Origin of the sequence: Bradyrhizobium sp. SZCCHNR1093 (assembly GCF_032381175.1) — a bacterium.
Lineage (GTDB): Bacteria > Pseudomonadota > Alphaproteobacteria > Rhizobiales > Xanthobacteraceae > Bradyrhizobium.
On sequence record NZ_JAUHJJ010000016.1, the window covers coordinates 1 to 22,020 of the forward strand.

Genomic DNA, 22,020 nt, shown 5'->3' on the forward strand with positions numbered 1-22,020 from the left:
TATCGGCGAGATCTTCAGTTTGAGCTTTGGCTCAACGCCGCGAGGTCCGATGAAATAGTGAAACATCGGCTGCAATTGCTTCTCTCGATCGCGATCTGGCAGGTATACGATCCGCCACTCGTCCTCCTCCTTGAAGCCTACGTGCTTGGTGAAAAGAGCGAATATCTTTATCCGCTCGAATAGTGCATGCGCCGCCAGATAAAGTTTGTCGTCCGGGATGTTTGCCGCAGCTAAAAGCACCTCAAAATTCGACAAAGTGGTGCGAAGCCAATCCATTCGAGTTTGTGTATTAGCGTACGTGACGTGGGCCATTATCAATGGGGTATTTTCAACGGGGTTTAGCTTAGCCGTATCAAAGACAATACATGCGCCGTTTCCGTCAGCTCCATATCCGCGCCACATCGACAATCTTCCGTCGTCATCGTCCGGCGAATGGTTCGAAAGGCAAAAGACATAGGTATCTAATACGTGCTCGTTGCCAAATCGATTGAAGCACGCGGTAAAATGATTCTTGAACAGTTCCGCTCTCTCCGCTGTCCTGCAAGCGTCTACTAATCGACTACTCGTCAATACGAGCTCATTTGCTTGTATAATTCCAAACCGCACTTCTTCAAGATCGTTCATAAAAAGCGGATTGGAAAACCAAACCTCGTTCGACGCCAAAATCTTTTCCAAGGTTTGGATCGTAGTATAGTGAGCTAACAGTGGCTTCTTAACGCCGAAGGCGTCCTCCGGGCGTAAGTCAGCCCATAGAGGCAGAAACGTCTGCATGATTTCTTGGTCGGTCATTGCCACGCATCTCACTGATTGAATCAGACCAATCAGCTTTTTAGCTTAGATATAGACGGCCGTCTCCGACTGCGCTTCAGTCAGCCCCTTTTCTCCACGCTAAGATGCTTACGCACGACATCTTCCATATCACCGGCTTACCAGCCGTCCGTCCGGTAGGACGTTCGGCTCTCCGTGCACAGGATCGAACAGGCGGACGCCCATGCGTCCGCGCGATGCCGTGCGGCACTCGACCACAATCACCTGGGCGACGCTCTCCAGGGTCGCCACGATGTCGTCGAGCACGGGCCGCTTGAGCCGGTTGCCAAAGTTGAAGCTGACGTCCGAGACCGTGATGCCGTTCTTCCCCGCTTGGCGGACATAGGCCAGCACGCGATCTTGGGGGCTCAGGTTCTTCGAGACCCGTTTGGCCTGGCTGTCCACCACCGGGGCCGGAAGGGCATCAGGGCCGCCCAGGGCGAGCGCTGGATGCCGGCGCACGATCAGGGGCATGATGTCCGCCTGATCGAGCCACAGCGCCTCACGGAGGCCTGCTAGGCGCGTCCCGTTGGCGGCCAGGAAGCGGCGGCAGAGCTTCATGATCCGATCGGACTGGCCGGCGATGCCGTCCGCCAGTTCGGCACGCAGCTCGGGGCGATCCCGCCAATCACTTGGCATGTCCCGGCGCATCTCTTTCAGCGACAGAAAGATCGGATGGGCTTCGGTGAGGAGCCCGACAAGCCGGGGGTCTAGCTTCGGCCCCATCGGCGCCACGCCGCTCGGCCGCCCCCGGAGCCGCGTCGCAGACAATGGCAGGACCCGGACATGGCCGAGCCGCTTCGAGACGAAGACCAGCCGCTTGCGGTGCAGATACCGAGCTGCCTTCTCGGCCCGATCCGGCGAGACCCGCAGGGCCGCGCCGAAGGCGCTCAAGGTCATCCCCTCCCCCGGCAACGCCATGCCGCCCATCGCGGTCACCCACAGCGCCGTCTCGTCCTTCAATTTCATCCGTTCTTATGTCCGTCGCGGAGTGGTTTCCGGGGTTTCGGGTTTCTACGTTATAACTCCCCCCTTATTGAGACTTCAACGGATATAAGTAAGTTACAAGAATACTAGATTCTTACATCATGAACCCGAAACCCCAAAAACCCCATTTCTGCGACCCCTATAGCGGAAGGTTTCGCCGGAAACCCCCGAGGTTTTCCGCGAAACCTATTCCTATAATTTGCGACTTTTGGCATTTCCTATAACGGACCTTTTGAAGGTCACCCGGAACGCCCTCCCCTGTTTTATCCACGGCTTGACGTTGCTACATCCATCACAAAGTTCTTGCCTGACGGATATAACGGATATACGTCTTGGCAGTGGAAGCCACCGACTCGGTGGCAGGTAGGGACACCACCCAAACATCGCTGGTCTGGAAGCGCGCCTTCTGCGCGAACGGGAGAACTTTGCCTATGACCTATCCGACTACGCCTGGATCGAAGGGCGGCGGGGCATCCGAGGATGCCGGGAAGAAGATCGCCGGGCGCGCCAAGATGCTGCGCGCCTCGATCGAGAACCTGATGCTCTCCGGCTATAGGCTGACCGCTGATGAGATCGCCGAACGCTTGCGCGAGACGCCCTTCGCGATCCGCCCCCGCTGCACGGAGCTCGTCAAGGCCGGGGTGCTGGTCAAGACCAAGGATTGTCGTCCGAATGCGAGCGGCATGGCGGCTCACCTTCTGCGCCACAAGGATCGCGAGACCGAGGTGGCTCTGCCCGCCGTCGAGCCAGGTCTGAAGCCCTCCAAGTCCGCCACGCGGGGAGTCAGCCGCATCAAGCGTGCTCCCGCTGTCCACGCCGATCAGAACGTCTTGTTCGGTTGAGGGTCGCACCGATGAAACTGAGTGACTTCGCCGCCGTCGCGGAGCTGATCAAGGAACGCGCCTACCTGTCCAGCCTCGCCTCCGTTATGCGTGGCTCCCGCCCCCGCGTCAGGATCGAGAGCAACGACATTCGGCCCGATCTTACGGAGCGCATGCTGCCCGACATGAGGCTGGTCTTCGAGCAGCAGATCGCGGTCGTGGACGAGAAGCTGACCGCCCTGGGCGTCATCAGCAATCGGGAAGCCGCCTGATCATGCGCGTGCTCACCAACGTAGACGTGAAGATCGTTCCACGGCTGGCCGCCAACGGCCACCCCTTCACCGAATTACTCCATACGTGGACCGAAGACGGGCTGCCCCGCACCGCGCTCTCACGTGTCAACCACGCGACGACCGATACGCCAGGCAATCGCGCGTACCACATTCAGATGTTCAAGCAGCGGCAGACGCGGAAGGAGGCGCACATAGGGCTATCCAAATGAGCACGCGCCGCGACCGCATCCGAGACAAGGTGATGTCTCGCGTCGATATCGTTCAAGGGACGGAGCTCGATACACCCTGCCACATCTGGACAGGGCCGACCTCGGGGAGCAGCGGGCGGGGAAAGGACTATCCGAGGATGTATCTCGATGGCGGCACCATGGCCGTCCATATCGTGATGTACGTGCTCGAACACGGTCCAATCCCTCCCCGCAAGCAACTCGATCATCGCTGCCGCACACGCCGCTGCGTGAACGCGGATCATCTGGAGATGGTGACGCACAAGGAAAACCAGCGTCGCCGCGACGAGGCCCGCCGCTTCGCTTGCGAAGAGATCGCGGCTTAGGAGAACTGGACATGAAGCGCCTTATCAGCGCGCTCGCTGCCGCGAGCGTGATCGCCACTGCCATGCCTGCATTCGCCGGGTCTGGACTGGATGAGTTGATCAATTCAGCCGCAGACCAGCACGGACTCTCGCGCAGCCTCGTGCATGCTGTCATCCGCGTGGAGAGCAATTACAACTGCCGCCTCACTGGACGCGCCGGTGAGCGCGGGATCATGCAGGTCAAGCCGGCTACCGCGCGGTCCGTTGGCATCACAGGGGATCTGTACGATTGCAGCACCGGCCTGCGCGCCGGGCTTCTCTATCTGAGGATCGCTATCAGCCGTGGCGGCGTTGGGTGCGCCGGCATCAGCCTCTACCAGCGCGGCGTCTATGGGCGGCCGATCTGCACTGCCTATGGTCGCAAGGTTCTGCGTGCGGCCAACGTGCATTCTGCGGAAGAGGCTGGACTGCAGATGGAGCGGGCGGCCGCTTTCCACAAACGTTGATCCTCCCGTGGGCTGCACTGTGGGTCAGCCGAGCTGCAACGACACGCTTCCATAACCTTCCCGAACAATTCCGGCCGCTTCCAATTGACGGGCAGTCGTGAACAGAAATACATCACGGTAACATTTTACTTCCATCACCAATCTAGGGCATTAGCCGCCGTGGGCATAGCCGGCCCAAAGTCGGCTCAAGGAGACGATCTAAAGTGACTAGCAAGGGCGACGCACTGGCTTTGGCCATTGCGCTTAGTAGTTCTGAAGAGACGTTGTTGGGGCCGACAGACAGTCAGATGTGCGCCACCGCATTACGACACTATGCGAGAGAGAGGAGCCGGACGAGGCTTCGCCGCATGGTGCAGCTCCTTGCCCTGTCGTGGGCTGTATTCACGGGGGCGTGCGCCTTCACTTATGAAGCGCCGGTGATCTCGGTCGCGAAAGGCGCTTCGTCGACAAAGGCAATTGCTTTTGGCAACGCCTTGCCAGTCCCGCATTTGTGGCTCGAAGCCCCCGCGCCAACCGAGGCAAGTAGGCTTATCTTCAATCGCCTACCGAGCAGCATCGAGGTTCAGTCAGCCGTAGCCGCTGCGACCGATGACGACGGCTGATCCTCCTCCCAACGTGAACTTGATACGAGCTTCGGTGAATTGAGAAGCTAGTATGCCGCCTTCGTCCAGCCTTCAAACGCAGAGCGAGCTTGGCTGACCTGAAGTAAAAGCGCGACCAGACGGAACAGACGTTCGATCTGCCCCCTCCTATATGCATCGAGAGCGCCTCCCGATCCGCGTCTAGTCTTGACGAAGGTGCCTCGATAGATGCTACATGGGACCTAGAGTATAAGCTGATTACCTGCTACTGGAGACCATTGCCCATGTCGTCGTCGTACAATTTAACAAGCAGAGCTGCTCAGGAATTTGAACGAGCGCGCCACAGGTACATCGATTTTGCTGAAGAAGTAGGACGCATCCTTGAGGATGCCCTAACGGCCGCGGAAATCAAGTACCAAGCTATCGAAAGTCGCGCCAAGACTGTCGATAGCTTTGACGCAAAGTGCAAAAAGATCAATCAGACCGGCACACCGAAATATGCCGATCCAATGACCGAAATTACCGATCTGGCAGGAGCACGAATAATCACTTATACGCTTGGTGACGTCGAACGGGTTTGTGCATTCTTGGAGAAGCATTTCGACGTTCGAGAGAAGAAGGACATTGGGGAAGAACGCTTAGACCTAGGCCAATTCGGATACCAGAGCATTCACTACCTTTGCCGACTCAATTCTAAGCGCTTGGAGCTACCTGAGTTTTCCAGATTCGGGGGGATGACTTGCGAAATCCAAGTGCGAACGGTGCTTCAACACGTGTGGGCGCAGATTGAGCATGGGGTTCAGTACAAGGCTAGCAGCGCCTTGCCGAAATCAATCAAACGGAAGTTTACCTCGCTAGCTGGGCTCCTTGAAATTGGAGACCGGGAGTTCCTAGCCATTGAGAATGAATTTGAGCGGCTGAAAGACGTTGTGAGGTCAGATTTCGAGGCCGACCTGACCAGGGAAGCTTTTGGCAATTCCAGCGCGAACGGAGTTGCGCTTCCAGAGGGGAGCCTTGACGAGGTTTTGCGAGTTCGAGATCTAGTTGCTGAAGGTCGCTATCCTGAAGCGATAGCAGCCTATGATGCAAAGATCGCTGAACAGCCCAAGAGCGTTACCCTTTTTATGGGGCGCGCGAAGGCCAAGTTCCTCAGCGGTGATGTCGCCGGCGCTGAGATGGACATTAAGGAAGCTGAGAGATTGCAGCCCAACAATCGCGCGGTCTTGGACCTTCGTGAAAGGATCGTTGAAGGCAACATCGCGACGGAAGCTTCAAGCATTAGTGCAAGCCAAGCGAACGAACTCACCAACCTTGGTCACGACGCACTGAGTCTCGGAGATGGCGAGCTTGCTTATCTTCGATACTCGGACGCACTGGATGCCGGCGCATCGCGTCCATTTTCAATCTTCAACAGAGCGATGGCTTGTGTTTTGGCTCGAGACCTTGCGGGAGCGTCGAATTTGTTGAGTGGCCTGCAAATTCGCCCCGGCACTCCGATGGAAATTAACATTCTTGCATTGAGAGCTGTCATCGGTCGCCTTTCGGGAGATGGTTCCGAACAATCTGCGATTGAAGCCTTACAACACGCCGTGCGGATAAAGGGGGATTTCTCTTTGCAGCTCTCCCCGCTCAGTAAGCTTCAGGCGGGGTTGTCGGCCAAGTACGGTTCGAGAGAACTTGGAAAATCCTTGGATGACATCTTTAATCTTTTTGATATGGCCCAGTCTTTTTCTGCACCTGAGCAAGAGAGCAGACTCTGAGAGGCCACTAGCTGTCTCGCTATAGGATGCAGATGGCACATCAGCTCATTTTGTCGCATGGCGGAATTTGGGCGATGCGGTGCAAGCTGATTTTGGCAAAGCACCGGCACGGCCGGTTTATGGGTTCTCCGCCTAAGCAGCGGCGTAGTAGCGGAATGCGGGCCTCCCGCCCTTCGGTCCCGTCCCCATACGGCCGCTCACCTGATTCGCATCCTGAAGCTGCTTGATGATCGACTCGTACCGGGCATTATCGAAGAGCCCGTTGATCTGTTGCTTCAGCGCGACCGTGGTAATCCCCGCCTGACCGGCTTCCTTGATCAGCCTCCGCACGAATAGATACTCCGCCTGCTTATCGTTCGATGCCAGCCGGTCCTTCATCTCGACGATGCAGGACTTGGTCGAAAGCTCGGTAAGCCGCCCCGCCCAATCAACCAGTTCGTCGGTGAGCATGGGCCGCTCCGGGTTGATGCCGATCGCAACGATATGAGCGATCCGCAGCATGATCTCGATCGAGCGGGTCCACAAGACCTTGCTGTCCTCGCTCGCCTCTTCGGAGCACTTCGCGAAGTGCTGGCGATACCACCTGAAGGCTTCGAAGCCGTCCCCGCCCCACTCGGCAACGATCGGATTGACCACCGGCTGCGACGCCATGTCCGGCAGGTTGGCACCACGGCGCGAAAGCTTGAACACGGCACGGCTCGCCTCGACGATCCGGTCCGGCGGCTGATAGGGCTGCGTCACCGGCTGATCGAGCCATGGCTTGCCCGAGATCGGCAGCACGAGCCAACGCGGCAGGAAGCCGTCGCCGACGCCGCGGCCGGACATCGACGGCCAGAAGTCGTGCGGCGTCGTGGTCCCATAGATCGAGAAGCACGGCTGATGGATCGGCGTCGCCTGTTCCTGGGCGGCTGCCGCGCCCGTGTAGACGCTGTTCGAGGTGGTGAAGAGCTGGAGGATCATGTGCCGCAGGTTCGATTGATGCGCCCCCGCCCGCCGGTCCATGATCTTGCTGATGAAGCCGCCGAACTCGTCCATCATCGACATCATGACCGGGTTCTGCTCGATCGTCTTGCGGAGCGCGGAGTCCGACAGGAAGTTCTCCGGAGCCATGAAGCGGAACAGCCCCGTCTTTGTCGCCAGCCGGTAGAGCGCTTGCCGCGCGTGGTCCTTGCCGTAACCAGGTGGCGCCAGGGTCACCACGTTGAGGTTGGTGCGCAGATCGGTCGGCCCGGCCTGATGACGGCCCGCGATCGTCCCGACCCAAAGCAGAGCAGGCCCGAGAGCGCACGGCCGCGACGGGCTCGAAGACGAACAGGCCATCCATTCGACAAGCTCGCCGACCAGTCCGGGGATGCCACGGCAAAGGGCCTCCAGCTCGGCCATAGATGGCGCTGAGGCGCTCTCCGCTGCGACGGGCTTCGCTTCCTCCACCAACTCACCAGCGGGCTCCGCTGGGGCCGCAGCGGGCGCGCTGGGCTGCGTGGAGATGTAAGCGGTAAGGTCACCACCGGCGGGATGCTCTGCAACCGCAGCAGGATGCCATTCGGGATGCGGCGGGGGCGTCAATGCCTCCTCGATCGCCGAGCGAACCGGCGGCTCCTCGCCGCGCTCACGGGCCTCGCGCTCGGCCAGGATCGCCAGCGTCTTCGGCCCCATGGTCAGGGTGATGTTCGGCGAGAAGTCATAGCCAAGGCAGCCGCCCAGCCACTGCACGGCAGCGTCCAACTCGGAGTCGGGGATCTGCAACGTCTTCATCACGACGTTGAGCGCGGTAAAGCTCTCGCCGGTGCCGAAGTCCTCAATGCCGCCCGGCGAGATCGAAAGGTTCGCCGAACGACGGCTCATGGCGCGGCCCGAGCCCGAGGCACGCCACGGGGCCACGGCGCGATAGACGCGGCCAAGGAAGCGGCCCTTTGGGAGGTTGAGCTTCGGTGCCCATGCCTCGATCCGGGCCAGCGCGTCCTCGTTGAGCTTCCGGAAGAAGTTCGAGGTATGGCTGCTCAGCGTGTCAGGATGAGCCGAACCGGCCGGATCGGCTGCCCGGTCGCCGTCCGGGTCATAGCCGAACGCGCGCAGCACCTCGCCGATCTGGTCGGCGATGTCGTTCGGCAGCTCGGTCAGCGCCGCGAGGCCGACATCGAGCAGCGTCTCATCGGTCCACCAGTAATAAGGTTCGCCGGTGTCGGGATGGATCGAGGGCGGCAGCACCGTTTGCTTGCCTTCGGCCAGGAGATCGACAAGGCCGACGCGATCGGGCGTCCGGTAGTTCTTCGAGCGGATGACATCTGTGTTGCCCTGATAGAAGAGCGAGATGCCCTTCCGGCCCTTCTTCTGCACGTAGGACACCGGCAGGATCGTGAGCAATGGCTCGATGATCTCTTCCTGATCGATGTCGATGCAGATCAGGCCACGGCCGCAGGCGATGCCGACACCCGCGTCCGACCATTTAGCCCACTGGTTGATCTGGAATTGCGATGGTCGCTCAACGCAGAACTCATTCCAGCCCTTGAACATGCGCCATTCGTCACCAACCATAAGGCCTGGTACCTTGTTGCCGGGCATGATCGGAATCGGCGAGTAGCCCTTTTCGAACAGGATCGGACCAACCTGGGCGAACGGAGATTCGGACATAGCGGCAGCCTTCAGAACGGAGCGGTGTTGGCGAGCAGGCGCGCGCGCATCCGCTCGCCATAGCTATTGAGGATGGTCTTCAGGAACGCCATCCACTCGGCCTGAGACAACTGCGTGAGATCGAACTTGCCGAGGCTTTCGAGGTACGCGCCCGCGGCCTCGCCAGCTTCGTCAAGCGCGAACAACTCGTGAGCACTAAGAGACTTTGGTGCCATATTGAAAACACTCTCCCCCAAAGAAATGCACGCCGCGTCCGTGCAGAACCAAAGCACCGGCCTGCCCTGCTTCGGCGCGTAACCGATCCCGACCGCAAGCCGCTTGCAGACGCCGCAGCAAACCGGCTCTGGATCAAACCTTGTTGTTGTCATTGCTCGCCTGACGTTCGCGAATAAGACGCTTCAGAACCGTGAGGGCATTGTTCGCAGCCCGGTGGTCGCTGGCGCTTGCTGAAAAGATCATTCGCACGCGCCTCCCCTCGCCGATGTAGACCTCAATGTAATGATGCTTGCCGCCGATCAGGGGCTCGTAGCGGTAACCTTGCGCCTCGCAGTACGTCGAGAGCTTCTGATAGATTTCATTGCGGCGAAGCAGCCGCTTTGCGTTCGGTGCGCTCATTTCCCCGTCTCCTCAGAATGGAATGTCATCGTCGAGATCGTGCTTGCCCCATGTGCTGGCGAACACGTCCCTGTCGGCCTTGGGCTCCCAGCTCGTGCGGAGCTGCGTCACCGGCTTCGCATGCCCCGGCATCGACGTCTTCGCCGCTGGAGCGCGGCTCGTGCCGGGCATCGCCGGGCGCTTGTTGTCATTCGCGGTCGCCCTGGCCGCGACCTGGGCCCGGTAGCGAGCCGCCTCTTCCGGCTTCCCGTTGAGTTCATAGTTTTGCGCGACGATCTCTTCACGCGAGGGCTGGACCGAGACGAAGTTGTCCTGCGTCAACTCGCTGGGCGCTCCCAGCTTCCGGCCGATCACCTCATAGTGCCGCCCGTTGGCGCGGATCATGATCTCTGTCGTCTCGCGCAGCACCCTCTTGCCTGCCGCCGTGAGCGTGTCGTGAATCGTGAACGGCGTATCGTCGCCGCCACCGTGCTCCTTCCACCACTTCTCGAACTTGACGCGCGCGAAGCCCTTGTGCTCCGGGCAAATCCATTCCTTGTGCACGGTGAAGCCGCACACATACTCGACGCGGACGCTGGGCGTGCCGCCCGGCTTATCGTGGCGATAGAACGTGCGCCGGTTGACCTTCACCCAATTGGGCTTCGAGGTGGACAGGATCGGCACGGCGTCCGCGGTTTGCTTGATGTTCTTCTCGACATCGCGCTCGAAGGCGTGGCCGCAATCCGGGCACTCGCGCAGGCCCGCGAAGATCAGCGAGTGACACTCCGGGCATTCCTTGACCGGGGCCTCGCCGCCACCCTTGCCGGGCTTCCGCACCTTCACCTGATCGACCGGACCATGCCGCCGGACATTGCCCGCGAAGTCGAGAACCAGGCAGTCGGCCTTCCCGTTGCGGATCGACTCGTGGATGTCCTTGCCCATGCAGCGGGTGCCGCGTCCAACCATCTGCACGTAGAGCGCAGTGGACTCAGTCGGTCGCAGCATCGCGAGCAGATCGGTGCGCGGTGCGTTGAATCCGGTGGTGAGCACGTTCGCGTTGGTCAGCGCCGTGATCTGGCCTGCCTTGAACTGCCGAATCCAAACGTCTCGATCGCCCGGATCGGTGTCGCCGTGGATCGCCTCGCACGTATAGCCGTGTCGCCGGACCTCGTCGCGGACATGCAGGGCATGATCGACGCCCGAGCAAAAGAATAGCCACGACTTGCGCGGATGCTCGTTGCTATTCGCGAAGGCGATCACTTCCTTGACCGCCGCCTCCGTTACCGGATGCTTATCGACGGCCGCCTGGAGCGCGCCGATCTTGAAGTCGCCGCCAGACCGGCCGACGCCCTTCAGATCGAACACCGTCTGCGTGGCCTTTGAGACCAGCGGACACAGATAGCCCATGTCGATCAGTTCTTTGATCGAAATTTCATAGATGATGTCATCGAAGAGTGCGTCGTCGCCTTCGGTGAGCATGCCCGAGTTGAGCCGGTAAGGCGTGGCGGTCAGCCCCAAGATCAGCATGTCGGGATTCACCGCGCGCAGCGCTTTGATAAATTTACCGTACATGGCCGCTTCGTCCGGCGGCACGAGATGCGCTTCATCGATCAGCAACACGTCGATGCGGCCGAACTTCTCGGCAACGCGAAACATCGACTGAATGCTGCCGAAGGTGATCTGGTTGTGATGCTCTTTGCGCTTCAACGACGCCGCATAGACACCGGCCGGTGCAAACGGCCAGATACCAAGCAACTCCTCAAAGTTTTGCTGCACGAGTTCCTTGACATGCGTAGCCATGATCATACGCGTCGTCGGCTCCATGCCGATGAACTCTTCACATATCGTGCCCAGGATCATGGACTTGCCGCCGCCGGTCGGGACGACGATGAGCGGGTTGCCCTTGGGCTTCTCAGCCCAATACTCGTAGGGCGCATCACACGCCTTACGCTGGTATTCGCGGAGGTTGACTGGCATCAGTGCAGACCCCCACGCAGATGCGGACGGGCGAGGCGCAGAATCTCAATGAGCGCCGACATTGGTGCCTCCGAAGAAGGTGTTGTCGTTTGCTGCTCGTGCCGGATAGCCGGGAAGATGGAACAGGTTCGGGGTGCCGCCGGTCTTACCGACTTCGTTGCCCCATTGGTGCCAGCCGGGTTGCGCGTGGCGGGCGAACATTTCGAGGTAAGGCCCCTCGACCAGTCGCTCGATCCGGCTGTAAGCCTCGATCGGCTTCGCGGAGTGTTGGCCGCGCGGAGCTAGAAGCGTTCGCTCGCTATGATCCAGATCGAGAACCAAGCGCTGGACATCCTTGCCCTTGCGCTTCGGACGGCCGCGCGTCCCGAAGATGCAAATCTCCGGGTTGGCTCGCGTCCAATAGCCCATGCCGACGTGCGGCTTCAGCGCACGGCCGAGCTTCACGTAGTAGAACAGGACCGTGCAGTAATCGAAGCCCCACCGCTTCAATGTCTCGATGCCCTTGTCGAGCAGCGGGTCAACGACCCACATGCCGCACGCGGAATCTTCGGCCGCGATCTCAATGATCGGCAGCCGCTGGATTTGCTCCAGCGACATGCAGTCATAGTGTTGCTCGGGCGAGTGATCCTTGCCCTCTTCCGACCACGTCTCGAATGTCCATGCCGGATCGGCGTAAATGAACGGAAACCTCACGAGACCAGCTCCGTCAGCTCCAGCTCGCCCTCATCGATCTCGACCTCGCAGACGGACTGGTCATCGTACCGGGCCGTGGTACGGCTCACCGGCGAGATCAGCTTGAAACAACGGCGATGATGACAGTCGCAGAATGACCGTTCGATGCCAGTTGGGTCGCCGCAAACGAAACCCTCCATACCGGACTCGCCGGGCAGAAAGAACTTGCACTGGCGGTGCGTCGCGTCGATGAAGCGGACGCGGTTAGGCTGGATCGTCATGGCGTTCCCCGGTTGAGTAGTACTTGGTGAGTTGTTCGAACTGCTCGGCTGAGACTTCCTCGACCAGCGCGGCATCAGCGCCGCCGCCTTCGCGAGGGTCCGGTTCGTCTGATTGCGTGGTGAACAGCGAGCTGCTTTCCGGATGGTGCCAATAGCGGCTCACCGGCTTAGAGCCGTCGCGCCATTCACGGCCATCGCGCAGCGTGTAAAGAACCCATTCCTCCTCTTCGTTGGAATCGACGACCTCGCCGGGCACGATCGCCGGAACGAAGAGATGCGCCGGGCATCCGGCCTTCTGCTCTGCGAGCGTGAGTGGCTTGCCCCACCGTGAGCAGGACCACGCGGCATCGCCGAAGTGCTCGGGCGTGGCATGCAGACACGACCGGCAGGACACACGGGCGAACTCGCCGTCGTGGCAGATCGCCTTGTGGCTGCACATCGTCCGACACTTGAAGGCGGCCTTGGCCTTCGGATCGTTGTGCAGCTTCATCGGCGGGTTTGCGTATTTGACGATCCGCTCTGCGCGCCGAAGCAGACGGACCGCCTCGACGTGGTCGGTGTGGATGCGCTCGCTGTAGACATCGCCGGTGTTCTTGTTCCGGCAGATGTAGAGGCCGCGTTCGAAGCCGAAGAGATGGCAATAGGTGTTGAGCTGGACCCAATGGGAGAGGTAGCCCTCACGAACGCCGTGCTTCTTCACCTTGTCCCAATAGGTGTCTTTCATCGATTTGCACTCGACGATGTGCCAAGTCTTGGGGGCTTCAGGGAGGCCGAGCACCTTGCCGTCTATCTTTCCGCGAACGTGTCCGGCGACGGCGCTGGCGCGATACTGCTTCCCTCGACTATCGACTTCGTCCACCTCGCAGCCGATCATGCGCAGCGCGTTGAGCAGACGCGTCTCTTCGATCTCGCCGGTCTCGAAGGTGATCGCCTTGAGCCCGTCGATGACTTCGGGCTTCGAGGCCCAGCGGAACGCGTACCAAAGGGCTCGTTCGCACTCCTCACCGAGCAGCGAGATCGAGATGCCCATCGAGTCCCAAGCCTGGGTGCGAGATTTCGCATACGCCTCATAGATCGCGGCCGTCGTCGGATTGTGGAGGACCGGGAACTCGGTCATCGGGCAAGCCTCTATCGTTCGCGCCGAAGAGCGCGTTGGGCAGACTGCAGTCTGTTGGGAAGGGGAGGTAGAAGCCGGGACCGAAGCCCCGGCTTAGGGTCAGCGGGCCTTAAGCGGAGCGCTTCCAAGGCATTGCACGTCCACCAGCGGCACCGCCACCCGTGGATGGAGCCGAACCGCCGTTCTGCGTCTGGCGGGCGGTCGAGGGGCTCGGCTGGCTGGCGTTCGCCGCGCTGGTCTGCGCGCGGCTGTTGTCGTTCGAAGCGGGCGTGGCCGGTGCCTTCTCGGACGGCGGCTCGGTGCTGGCGTTACCCTCGTGGATGAACGCGGCAAAGACGTTGCGTTCCTTGTCCTGGCCGTCCTTCTTGTAGATCTCGATATCGATGTCAGCGACGAACGGCTGATAGAGCGCCATGTCGGTGTTGGTGAACTCGCCCTTGCCAAAGCCCATCGCCATGCCGAGCGCCTGCAACTGCGCGTGGCCGTTGTTCTGCGCCCAGGCGCTCGGGTTCGACAGAACGATGGTGCCGTAGACGAAGGACTTGAAGAACGGGCCTTCGTCGGTACACTCGGCCTTGAACGCGTAGTTGTCGCCGTTCTTCTTCGAGTTTTGCTTGATCTCGCCCTCGACGATCTGGAAGCCGTAGCGACCGCGCGGGATGATGGGACCGCCACCGCCCGACGCGTTGCTATTGGCCGCGTCCACGTCGTTGAGGTTTACGCCGAAGTCTGCCACTTGATGCTCCCTTGGATGCTATGGCGCTGATGGAATGGGTGCTAGGCGGCTTCCCGCACCGGCGGCAGATACTTGGCGAGCGCCTTGTATCCCTCACCCTTGCGATACTGGAGTTCATGGGGCATGCCGAAGCGGTTGCCCGCAATGTGGCTGGGACGCTCTTCGAGGAACATCCAACGGGTGCCACCGCCTTCTGCGTGCGTGAGTTGCTTGTTGAAGCCCGCATCGACCTTCTTGATGCTGGCCTTGAAGTTGACGAACGCGATCACGTCGCTGTTCGCCTCGACGATATCGGCCGCATCCTTGTGGAGGTTGATGCGATAGCGCGAATATGGGTCGGTCGATGGCGAGTCGAAGCGCGAGATATCGCAGTGCCCGAGCTGCACGATCGACATATTGCGCTCACGGCGCAGGGTCATGATGCCGTCGATGTATTCGAGGAAAATGCCAGCGGCGATCTTGTAGCCCTTGCCGTAGCCGGGGTCTTCGATGTTCTTCCAACCGTTGCGAGCGCAAGCCTCGGCGCGGATGATGTTCTCCAGGCCGGTCGTCGAATCGAAGATCGCCGTACCGTAGTTGTGTTCGTCCGAGACGAGCACCGTGATTGCCTCGCACAACTCCGCATAGTTGCGGACTTCGAGCGTTTCGGCGACGACCCCCGCCGGAACGCTCTCGCCTTCGGCGGTCTGGATAAAGATCGGACGCGGAAACTCAGAGGCGAGCGACGACTTGCCCACCTTCGGAACGCCGTAGATCGTGAAGATCGGCTGCAACTCGGCCGCAGTCTTCTTTTTGATGCTCTTGAGTGAGATTGCCATCAGGCTCCCCGGTTTAGTGCGCGACGCAAGTGTCGAGCTTCAAGGTCTTCGCCCATACGAGCCGATCGACCAGCCGGTAGCCGGTCCGACTAATGGTCTCGATGGTGACGGAATGGTCCTCAGTCTTGCGACGGATGCGCGAGATGAAGACATCAACGGAATGAGTTTCACGGCCGTCCTGATCGGCTCCATAGAGGATGACCATCGCCATGGGCTTCGTGACCGTCTCGTTCGAGATCAGGGCCAGGAACAGATCGCGCTCTTTGGGAGTCAGCCTCCACCCCGTAGGCAGGGATGCCGCGAGGACCATAGAGCGACGCATGTCTTCGATGGTCGCAGTGAGTGCGGCAACCTTAACCACAAGCTCCTGCTTCGATAGTTCGGTCATTTATGTCCGTCGCCGCCGCTTGACATCCGTCGATTTTCCGGCTCTATGCCGAATCGATTGAGAGTTTCCGCTGATGCGGCTGAACATTGTCTAACGGACGAAACTCAAATAGTCAACGGATAAAACGGATATAGCGCCGTAAATTGCGACGCCCGAGAAAGCGGCGAACGATCCGGCGACGTTAGCCTTTGAAATTGTTTTGGATATTGGCAGGCAATGTCTACAAGTGATGGGGACCGCGAATATGGTATTGAGCTTCGGTCGTACGGGGAATGGAACTATGGCGAAGGCTGTGCAGCCCGGCCGAAAGCATCGGGTGCATCCAAAACTCGAAACCATAAAAGAGCGCGTCGAAGAGCGCGTTTTGGGCTTGAAGACTTCACGGAATGAACTTTCCCGTAGAGCTGGGCTCGGTCTTTCTTATTTGAATGATCTGCTTTCCGGGAAGTCCCTCAACCCAACTAAAGAGGGACTTACGAAATTGGCCCCGGTCTTGGATTGCGACTATGCGTACCTAGTCGGCGAGCAGGATACCCCGAGAACTGCAGCAACTGGCGTACTTCCTCAGAACGTTGAGCCCGTCACCCTGGTGATGAAGTCCATCACTCTCTACCAGACAGGCCTTACCGATCCCGATGGCTTCTTCGCTTTGAATGATTCGCGAAGAGCTCCCTTCGTTATGCCGCTGAGCAATGACGTGTATTGCATAGCGGTTCCTGACGATACCATGGCTCCCCGCTTCAGAGTTGGCGAGGTTGTGATCGTCAACCCCAACAAGCAAGTTGGGCACGGAGGCTTTGCCGTAGTGCATCAAACGGACGGCCGGGTCGCGATCCGCGAGGTGGTGACGATCTCGATCGACAAGATCACCGTCCGCATGCTGGGCGACGGCACAGTCGTCGAGTTGCCTCGTTCCCAAGTGAAGGCACTGGATCGCATCATAGGAAGCTGCGAACTGGGTTAGGCAGCAGCCCCCTTCTCTCGCACAATATATCCGTTGACTTAACGGATATAAATCAATACGGTCCGTTGCACGCTCACGGGAGGGGCAACGGACCATGTCGCCAATGAAACTGAAGATTAATCGGGACAAGCTCGCGGAGATCGTGACGCGCGGTGTATCGAGCGCGCCGAAGAACTCGCCCGCCGTCATTGCGAACAACGCGCGCATTATCGCACAAGGCGGCATGCTGCACGTCGCCACCACCGACTTCAGTATGCAAGTCGAGGCGTCAGGCGAGTGCTCCATGGAGCGCGAAGGCTCAGCCACCGTTAACGCTGGTAAGCTGAAGATGGTGGTGGACCGGCTGCCGAAGGGCGCCGAGGTCACGATCGACTATGACGATTCCAAGCACGAGATGATCGTCAAGGCAGGCCGCTCCCGCACGAGCTTCCCGACCCTGCCCGCCAAGGACTGGCCTGCCCGGCAGTATCGGGAGGAAGGCGCGACCTTCAAAATCGATGGATCGGATTTCGTCAAGCTGTTCGGTCACACCGCCACCGAACTATCAACCGTCCCCAGCTCGCCGATGCAGGGCGTGTTCTTTCATGTCACCGGGAAGCGCCTCGCGGCCGTTGGCACCACGGGCATGATCCTGATCATGACCTCGATCCCGGCCCCCGAGGGGGCCGAAGACATGCCGATGGATGGCAGCGGTCGGCCCGGCATTCTCTTGAGTGCCGAGACCGTGTCGCAGATCATCCGTTTGTTCCGCGCCGCCGAAGACGTTCAAGTCGTCATCAACGAGCATTCGATCTTCGTCTCGAACGACACGACGCGCTTCTGCTCTTCTTTGCTGCTCGGCACCTATCCCAACTACACGCCGCTCGTATCCAACCCGAGCGAGACGCGTATCAAGCTGGAGCGCGACGCGTGCGCCAGCGCGGTCGCCCTGCTCGAACCGTTCGCACTGAAGGACCAAGGCTACCGTCTTCAGTGCGCCGGGTCTGACGAAGGGTTCGTCGTGGCGGTCGGCGGCCAGACTGGCGGCGGCGTTGACGTGGTGGAGGCCGACATCAACGGCGAGGTGGCGTCCTTCGGCCTCAATGGTCAGTACCTGAAGACGATGCTCGACGCATTCAAGGTCACCACCATCGCGCTCCACCCTGATCATACGAATCGCCGTGTGCTCTTCCAGGCCGAAGACGAGCCCGAGCTGATCGGCGCGATCGGCATGATGAACATCTCGACCGAGATGGCGGCGGGTCCGAAGCATGACTAGTCACCGGCGCGATCGGGCTAACCGGCGCACGGTCACCATGCCCGACCGCGTCGGCCCGCATGTGAAGTTGGTGTTCGCGGAGATGGCTCGCCTCCGCTTCACCTATGACGAGACCGAGGAGGGCTCGGGCGTTCGCCGTGCATCGATCAAGGCGTGGCGTCGCAAAAACAAGCCAGGTCTGGAGTCGCTCGAAGCCGTCCTGGGCTTCCTGGGCTGGGACTTCGTCGCGGTGCCCCGCGCGAAGGCGCTCCCCGAGGAAGTCCGCGCAGAGCTTCAACCCATCGCCGACAAACTCGGTCTCACGATGCCGCAGACGATCACGGCGCTGATCGAGATCGTCGCCGGCATCCACGAACGCTTTCCGTTCCTGCGTGATCCCACCGCGATCAGGCCGGCACCACCACGCACCAAACGCAGGCAGCCGCCTGCAGTCCATCCTGACCAGTTTGCCCTTTTGAATTGAAAGACCCATGAGCCGCCCGCACCGCCCCGTAGAAATCCCGCAAGGTTCGTGGCCGCGCCGCATGCCAGCTCCGCTCGCGGCTGGCTACGTCGGGGAATCATCGGTTGAAGGGTTTCTAAAGCGCGTCGGGTCGGAGTATCCTTGGCCCCGCGTGAAGGAAGGACGCCGCCAGCTATGGTTGATCGACGATTTGGACAAGGCAATCGCGCCGGCATCGCGGGAATACGACGCCGCCGAGGATCTGTAATCGTGGTGCTGAAGCTTCCCCGCTACGTGCTGCCCAAAACGCTCTCGGGCGGCCGACAGGCGTTCTATTTCACCGTACCGTCCAAGTACCGCAAGGCCGGCTGCACAATTCCCAATGAGCCGCTTGGCGACTACGTCACCGCATGCGGCGCTGATGGCACTGGCGGCCGCGCAGCCGTCCTGAATGCGCTCTTTGACGAATGGTTTGCCGCGCACATGGGCAAGCCCGTAGAGCAGAACATCGCTGGCGCGCGCGTAGGCACGATCGATTGGCTCTTTCGCGAGTACAAGCGCTCGAAGGCCTATCTGGAAAAGGTTTCCAAACGGTCGCGGCCCGGCTACGAGCACAGCATGCAGGCCATCTGCAACTTCTTGAACAAGAGAGGCGAGCGCATCGGCTCGCTGCCAATCAAGAGCATCAGCCCGCGCGCGGCCGATCTGCTCTATGAGAAGTTCATCAAGGATGATGCCGGCCAAGAAGTGTTCTTCCGCCGCGGCGAAAAGTTTGTGGGCCTATGCCGGAAGGCATGGCGTGTGGTTCAGCGCCTGTATCCAGCCGAGTTCGCGAAGGATGTCCCGAACCCGTGGCCGGGCGTAACGATGAAGACGCGCGTCAAGGCAACGAAGTCCGCCGTCACCCGAGAACAGGTCTATACGTTTGCCAACGGTGCAGTGGAGCGCGGCGAGATCGGCGCAGCGGCGGCAGCCGTCATCTGTTTTGAATGGCTGCAACGCCCGGAAAACGTGTTGGCGGGGCATATCCGCTGGACCGGCTACAGGGCGAACAAGAAAGGCCCGCCAACGGTCCAGATCGAGCACCACAAGACCGGGGCAACGATCGACCATCCGCTTGAAGACGTGCTAGACGACGGCACCGCCGTGCAGCTCTATCCCGAGGCAGAGGCAATCCTTGCGCGCCTGCCGCGATTGGGCATCCCCATGATCCTGCGCGAGGTGTTGCCGGCCACCGACAAGCGGCATGTCAAACCCGGCGCCAAGGCGTTCGCCAAACCCTATTCGTTTTCGGGAATGCAGAAGATTGTCCAGCGATTGCGGAAGGACATCGGGTTGCCTCCGGAGTTCACCCTGGACGCATGCCGCCACGGTGGGATGACTGAGTTAGAAGAGGCGGAATTGACTGAAGGACAAGGCCGCGCGCTATCTGCCCACCGCACCCGGGAGAGCTACGCGGGTTATGCCAAGCGCACCGCCCCGCGTATCTTGGCAGCCACCCGGAAGCGTCGCGCGCACGTGCTGGCGAACACACCGGAAACATCCATTCAGAATACGCAGGCAATCGCCATTCAGAATGACAAAATCGTGAACAGATAAGCAATTGGTTTTGTTGGGTTAATCTGGCTGGGGCGGGAGGGATCGAACCTCCGAATGGCGGAATCAAAATCCGCTGCCTTACCGCTTGGCTACGCCCCATCAGGCCCGGCGGATCGACGTGGCGCGCGGGCGCCATGCGATTCCAGGTCGGCGCCCGTGGTCTACAGAGCGCGCCCGCCCATTTCAACCGCGCCGCCGCAGGAATTTTGCAGGCCCCTCCGGTGATCCGCCGCCCAGGCCAATTCGTCAATGCCGGCAAGCCCTTATCCTGCTCGTTGGAAGCCGCCGCGGCGCCCGGCCGCAGCGCCACGCGAAAAAGTTGAGACCCGGCCGGTTTCATGGGATGACGGCGGCCAAACCGGCCACATCGAGCCCCGAGGACACGCCATGACCTATCGCGCCCCGCTCAACGACATGCTGCTCGCCCTCAACCACGGCGCCGGGCTGAAGGCGGCGGTCGAGGCCGGCCATTACGGCGATTTCGACCCCGACATCACCGCGGCCGTGCTCGAGGAAGCCGGCAAATTCGCGAGCGACGTGCTCGCCCCGCTCAACCACATCGGCGACAGGAACGGCGTCAAGCTCGCCGATAAGAAGGTCACCACCGCGCCCGGCTGGCCGGACGCCTACAAGCGCTGGACCGAGGCCGGCTGGAACGCGGTGTCCGGTCCCGAGGCGCATGGCGGCCAGGGCCTGCCGCTCGCCATCAACGCCGCCTGCACCGAGATCTGGAGCGCGGCCAACGTCGCCTTCGGCCTGTGCCCGCTGCTGACCTTGTCGGCCATCGAGGCGCTCGACGCCCACGGCAGCAAGGAGCTGAAGGACGTCTATCTCGGCAAGCTGATCTCCGGCGAGTGGACCGGCACCATGCAGCTCACCGAGCCGCAGGCCGGCTCCGACGTCGGCGCCTTGCGCACCCGCGCCGAGCGCGCCGCGGACGGCAGCTACCGCGTCACCGGAGCCAAGATCTTCATCACCTATGGCGACCACGACATGACCGACAACATCGTGCATTTCGTGCTCGCGCGGCTGCCGGACGCGCCGGCCGGCACCAAGGGCATCTCTCTCTTCCTGATCCCGAAATTCCTCGTCAACGCCGATGGCTCGCTCGGCGCCCGCAACGACATCTATGCCTCCGGCATCGAGCACAAGCTCGGCATGCACGCCTCGCCGACGTGCACCATGACGATGGGCGACAATGGCGGCGCCATCGGCTATCTCATTGGCGAAGAAAACGCCGGCATGCGCTGCATGTTCACGATGATGAACCAGGCGCGGCTCGGCGTCGGCCTCGAAGGTGTCGGCGTCGCCGATCGCGCCTATCAGCAGGCGCTGGCCTACGCGCAGGAGCGCAAACAGGGCCGCGCCGTGGGAGCTAAGGGCACTGGCTCGGACGCGATCATCGCCCATCCCGACGTCAAGCGCATGCTGATGCAGATGCGCGTCCTCACCGCCGCGTCTCGCTCGATCTGCTACGCGACCGCCGTCGCACTCGACGTGTCCGTGCGCGCCAAGGATCCGGCGGTGCGCACTGAAGCCGCCGCGCGCGGCGCGCTGCTGACGCCGATCGCAAAGGCGTTCTCCACCGACATCGGCAACGAGGTCGCCTATCTCGGCGTGCAGATCCATGGCGGCATGGGCTTCATCGAGGAGACCGGCGCCGCGCAGCACTATCGCGACGCGCGCATCACCGCGATCTACGAGGGCACCAACGGCATCCAGGCGATCGACCTCGTCACCCGCAAGCTGGGTGCGAACGGCGGCGCCTCGGTGTTCAAGCTGCTCGACGAGCTCACCGAGATCGTCCGCCGCGTCGAGGCCTCGAACGATCCGGCCTTCGGCACCACTGGCGCCAAGCTGCGCGAGGCGCTCGGCGCGCTCGACCGCTCCAGCCGCTGGCTGCTGGACAAGCTCGGCACCGCGCCGAACGATGCGCTCGCCGGCGCCACGCCTTACCTGCGCCTGTTCGGCTCGGCGCTGGGCGGCTGCATGCTGGCCAACGAGGCGCTGGCCGCGCGCAGCGAGAACGAGACCGAGGGGGCGCGTCACGTCGCGCTCGCCCGGTTCTTCGCCGAGACCTTCGCGGTGCAGGCCCCGTCCCTGGAAAAGACCGTCACCGACGGCGCCGACGCCGTGCTCGCGGCGGAGGCCGTGCTGGTGGCGTGAGCGGCGAGCGTCGCGACCCAGACCAGCGAGTTCAGCCTCCCGCACCAAAGCTCGCTGCCGGGCTCCCGCCCTCCCCTGGAGGGGGAGGGT

General features: G+C 61.1%; 24 protein-coding genes and 1 tRNA gene. 12 read left to right on the forward strand and 13 right to left on the reverse strand.

Features of this window, described 5'->3' with window-relative positions:
• The coding region (locus tag QX070_RS30435) for a DUF2971 domain-containing protein (protein WP_315740841.1) at positions 1-789 on the reverse strand (789 nt) is incomplete at its 3' end.
• A gap of 129 nt (positions 790-918) precedes the next feature.
• Entirely contained in the window at positions 919-1,776 is an 858-nt protein-coding gene (locus QX070_RS30440) for a hypothetical protein (protein ID WP_315740842.1), read from the reverse strand.
• Positions 1,777-2,132: 356 nt separating this feature from the next.
• Between QX070_RS30440 and QX070_RS30445 the strand changes: the two genes are divergently transcribed.
• The 7 genes from QX070_RS30445 to QX070_RS30475 all read left to right on the forward strand — a co-directional run bounded on the left by QX070_RS30445 (position 2,133) and on the right by QX070_RS30475 (position 6,287).
• Complete coding sequence (locus QX070_RS30445; protein WP_315740930.1) at positions 2,133-2,636, forward strand: hypothetical protein; 504 nt, start codon at positions 2,133-2,135, stop codon at positions 2,634-2,636.
• An 11-nt stretch (positions 2,637-2,647) separates the two neighbouring features.
• Positions 2,648-2,887: a hypothetical protein gene (locus QX070_RS30450; protein ID WP_315740843.1), complete on the forward strand. Its 240-nt coding sequence runs from the start codon at positions 2,648-2,650 to the stop codon at positions 2,885-2,887.
• Positions 2,888-2,889: 2 nt separating this feature from the next.
• The gene (locus QX070_RS30455; RefSeq protein ID WP_315740844.1) at positions 2,890-3,117 is read left to right on the forward strand and encodes a hypothetical protein; all 228 of its coding nucleotides are present in this window, start codon (positions 2,890-2,892) and stop codon (positions 3,115-3,117) included.
• Positions 3,114-3,461 carry an HNH endonuclease signature motif containing protein gene (locus QX070_RS30460; RefSeq protein ID WP_315740845.1) on the forward strand — a complete coding sequence of 116 codons (348 nt, stop codon included), beginning with the start codon at positions 3,114-3,116 and terminating at the stop codon, positions 3,459-3,461. The genes QX070_RS30455 and QX070_RS30460 overlap by 4 nt, the downstream gene beginning before the upstream one ends.
• 11 nt (positions 3,462-3,472) lie before the next feature.
• Positions 3,473-3,946, forward strand: coding sequence for a transglycosylase SLT domain-containing protein (locus QX070_RS30465; RefSeq protein ID WP_315740846.1), 474 nt, complete (start codon positions 3,473-3,475; stop codon positions 3,944-3,946).
• Between the two features lie 347 nt (positions 3,947-4,293).
• Positions 4,294-4,548, forward strand: coding sequence for a hypothetical protein (locus tag QX070_RS30470; RefSeq protein WP_315740847.1), 255 nt, complete (start codon positions 4,294-4,296; stop codon positions 4,546-4,548).
• A gap of 263 nt (positions 4,549-4,811) precedes the next feature.
• Entirely contained in the window at positions 4,812-6,287 is a 1,476-nt protein-coding gene (locus QX070_RS30475) for a hypothetical protein (protein WP_315740848.1), read from the forward strand.
• Positions 6,288-6,419: 132 nt separating this feature from the next.
• On the opposite strand, the gene QX070_RS30480 is transcribed toward QX070_RS30475, so the two are convergent.
• The 10 genes from QX070_RS30480 to QX070_RS30525 form a co-directional block, all read right to left on the reverse strand.
• Positions 6,420-8,918, reverse strand: coding sequence for a bifunctional DNA primase/polymerase (locus tag QX070_RS30480; protein WP_315740849.1), 2,499 nt, complete (start codon positions 8,916-8,918; stop codon positions 6,420-6,422).
• Positions 8,919-8,929: 11 nt separating this feature from the next.
• Positions 8,930-9,286: a DUF6511 domain-containing protein gene (locus tag QX070_RS30485; RefSeq protein WP_315740850.1), complete on the reverse strand. Its 357-nt coding sequence runs from the start codon at positions 9,284-9,286 to the stop codon at positions 8,930-8,932.
• The gene (locus QX070_RS30490; protein WP_315740851.1) at positions 9,267-9,533 is read right to left on the reverse strand and encodes a hypothetical protein; all 267 of its coding nucleotides are present in this window, start codon (positions 9,531-9,533) and stop codon (positions 9,267-9,269) included. The genes QX070_RS30485 and QX070_RS30490 overlap by 20 nt, the downstream gene beginning before the upstream one ends.
• A 12-nt stretch (positions 9,534-9,545) precedes the next feature.
• Positions 9,546-11,489, reverse strand: coding sequence for a DEAD/DEAH box helicase (locus QX070_RS30495; protein ID WP_315740852.1), 1,944 nt, complete (start codon positions 11,487-11,489; stop codon positions 9,546-9,548).
• Between the two features lie 45 nt (positions 11,490-11,534).
• The gene (locus QX070_RS30500) at positions 11,535-12,182 is read right to left on the reverse strand and encodes an MT-A70 family methyltransferase (protein ID WP_315740853.1); all 648 of its coding nucleotides are present in this window, start codon (positions 12,180-12,182) and stop codon (positions 11,535-11,537) included.
• Complete coding sequence (locus tag QX070_RS30505; RefSeq protein ID WP_315740854.1) at positions 12,179-12,442, reverse strand: hypothetical protein; 264 nt, start codon at positions 12,440-12,442, stop codon at positions 12,179-12,181. The genes QX070_RS30500 and QX070_RS30505 overlap by 4 nt, the downstream gene beginning before the upstream one ends.
• A complete protein-coding gene (locus QX070_RS30510) occupies positions 12,426-13,559 on the reverse strand; it encodes a hypothetical protein (RefSeq protein WP_315740855.1) in 1,134 nt (377 codons plus the stop codon). The genes QX070_RS30505 and QX070_RS30510 overlap by 17 nt, the downstream gene beginning before the upstream one ends.
• Positions 13,560-13,668: 109 nt before the next feature.
• Complete coding sequence (locus QX070_RS30515; RefSeq protein WP_315740856.1) at positions 13,669-14,295, reverse strand: hypothetical protein; 627 nt, start codon at positions 14,293-14,295, stop codon at positions 13,669-13,671.
• Between the two features lie 41 nt (positions 14,296-14,336).
• A complete protein-coding gene (locus QX070_RS30520; protein WP_315740857.1) occupies positions 14,337-15,068 on the reverse strand; it encodes an ATP-binding protein in 732 nt (243 codons plus the stop codon).
• Positions 15,069-15,126: 58 nt separating this feature from the next.
• Complete coding sequence (locus QX070_RS30525; RefSeq protein WP_315740858.1) at positions 15,127-15,501, reverse strand: helix-turn-helix domain-containing protein; 375 nt, start codon at positions 15,499-15,501, stop codon at positions 15,127-15,129.
• A gap of 280 nt (positions 15,502-15,781) precedes the next feature.
• Here QX070_RS30525 and QX070_RS30530 point away from each other — a divergent pair, with 280 nt between their 5' ends.
• The 4 genes from QX070_RS30530 to QX070_RS30545 all read left to right on the forward strand — a co-directional run bounded on the left by QX070_RS30530 (position 15,782) and on the right by QX070_RS30545 (position 19,764).
• Positions 15,782-16,465 (forward strand): LexA family transcriptional regulator, encoded by a 684-nt coding sequence (locus tag QX070_RS30530; RefSeq protein ID WP_315740859.1) that lies wholly within the window; start codon positions 15,782-15,784, stop codon positions 16,463-16,465.
• Between the two features lie 103 nt (positions 16,466-16,568).
• The gene (locus QX070_RS30535; protein ID WP_315740860.1) at positions 16,569-17,723 is read left to right on the forward strand and encodes a DNA-directed DNA polymerase; all 1,155 of its coding nucleotides are present in this window, start codon (positions 16,569-16,571) and stop codon (positions 17,721-17,723) included.
• A 37-nt stretch (positions 17,724-17,760) separates the two neighbouring features.
• Positions 17,761-18,186: a hypothetical protein gene (locus QX070_RS30540; RefSeq protein WP_315740861.1), complete on the forward strand. Its 426-nt coding sequence runs from the start codon at positions 17,761-17,763 to the stop codon at positions 18,184-18,186.
• A gap of 249 nt (positions 18,187-18,435) precedes the next feature.
• A complete protein-coding gene (locus QX070_RS30545; protein ID WP_315740862.1) occupies positions 18,436-19,764 on the forward strand; it encodes a hypothetical protein in 1,329 nt (442 codons plus the stop codon).
• Positions 19,765-19,788: 24 nt separating this feature from the next.
• Here QX070_RS30545 and QX070_RS30550 read toward each other — a convergent pair.
• A tRNA-Gln gene (locus tag QX070_RS30550) sits at positions 19,789-19,863 on the reverse strand.
• 288 nt (positions 19,864-20,151) lie between these two features.
• On the opposite strand from QX070_RS30550, the gene QX070_RS30555 reads away from it, so the two are divergent.
• Positions 20,152-21,930 (forward strand): acyl-CoA dehydrogenase, encoded by a 1,779-nt coding sequence (locus QX070_RS30555; RefSeq protein WP_315740863.1) that lies wholly within the window; start codon positions 20,152-20,154, stop codon positions 21,928-21,930.
• Positions 21,931-22,020 lie beyond the last annotated feature (90 nt).

Bases quoted from the DNA above. Each gene is read 5' to 3' on its own strand.
- QX070_RS30530 (WP_315740859.1), top strand. From the start codon at position 15,782: ATGGCGAAGGCTGTGCAGCCCGGCCGAAAGCATCGGGTGCATCCAAAA.
- QX070_RS30490 (WP_315740851.1), bottom strand. From the start codon at position 9,533: ATGAGCGCACCGAACGCAAAGCGGCTGCTTCGCCGCAATGAAATCTAT.
- QX070_RS30460 (WP_315740845.1), top strand. From the start codon at position 3,114: ATGAGCACGCGCCGCGACCGCATCCGAGACAAGGTGATGTCTCGCGTC.
- QX070_RS30485 (WP_315740850.1), bottom strand. From the start codon at position 9,286: ATGACAACAACAAGGTTTGATCCAGAGCCGGTTTGCTGCGGCGTCTGC.
- QX070_RS30510 (WP_315740855.1), bottom strand. From the start codon at position 13,559: ATGACCGAGTTCCCGGTCCTCCACAATCCGACGACGGCCGCGATCTAT.
- QX070_RS30525 (WP_315740858.1), bottom strand. From the start codon at position 15,501: ATGACCGAACTATCGAAGCAGGAGCTTGTGGTTAAGGTTGCCGCACTC.
- QX070_RS30495 (WP_315740852.1), bottom strand. From the start codon at position 11,489: ATGCCAGTCAACCTCCGCGAATACCAGCGTAAGGCGTGTGATGCGCCC.
- QX070_RS30505 (WP_315740854.1), bottom strand. From the start codon at position 12,442: ATGACGATCCAGCCTAACCGCGTCCGCTTCATCGACGCGACGCACCGC.
- QX070_RS30535 (WP_315740860.1), top strand. From the start codon at position 16,569: ATGAAACTGAAGATTAATCGGGACAAGCTCGCGGAGATCGTGACGCGC.
- QX070_RS30465 (WP_315740846.1), top strand. From the start codon at position 3,473: ATGAAGCGCCTTATCAGCGCGCTCGCTGCCGCGAGCGTGATCGCCACT.
- QX070_RS30455 (WP_315740844.1), top strand. From the start codon at position 2,890: ATGCGCGTGCTCACCAACGTAGACGTGAAGATCGTTCCACGGCTGGCC.
- QX070_RS30470 (WP_315740847.1), top strand. From the start codon at position 4,294: ATGGTGCAGCTCCTTGCCCTGTCGTGGGCTGTATTCACGGGGGCGTGC.
- QX070_RS30475 (WP_315740848.1), top strand. From the start codon at position 4,812: ATGTCGTCGTCGTACAATTTAACAAGCAGAGCTGCTCAGGAATTTGAA.
- QX070_RS30555 (WP_315740863.1), top strand. From the start codon at position 20,152: ATGACCTATCGCGCCCCGCTCAACGACATGCTGCTCGCCCTCAACCAC.
- QX070_RS30540 (WP_315740861.1), top strand. From the start codon at position 17,761: ATGCCCGACCGCGTCGGCCCGCATGTGAAGTTGGTGTTCGCGGAGATG.
- QX070_RS30480 (WP_315740849.1), bottom strand. From the start codon at position 8,918: ATGTCCGAATCTCCGTTCGCCCAGGTTGGTCCGATCCTGTTCGAAAAG.
- QX070_RS30450 (WP_315740843.1), top strand. From the start codon at position 2,648: ATGAAACTGAGTGACTTCGCCGCCGTCGCGGAGCTGATCAAGGAACGC.
- QX070_RS30440 (WP_315740842.1), bottom strand. From the start codon at position 1,776: ATGAAATTGAAGGACGAGACGGCGCTGTGGGTGACCGCGATGGGCGGC.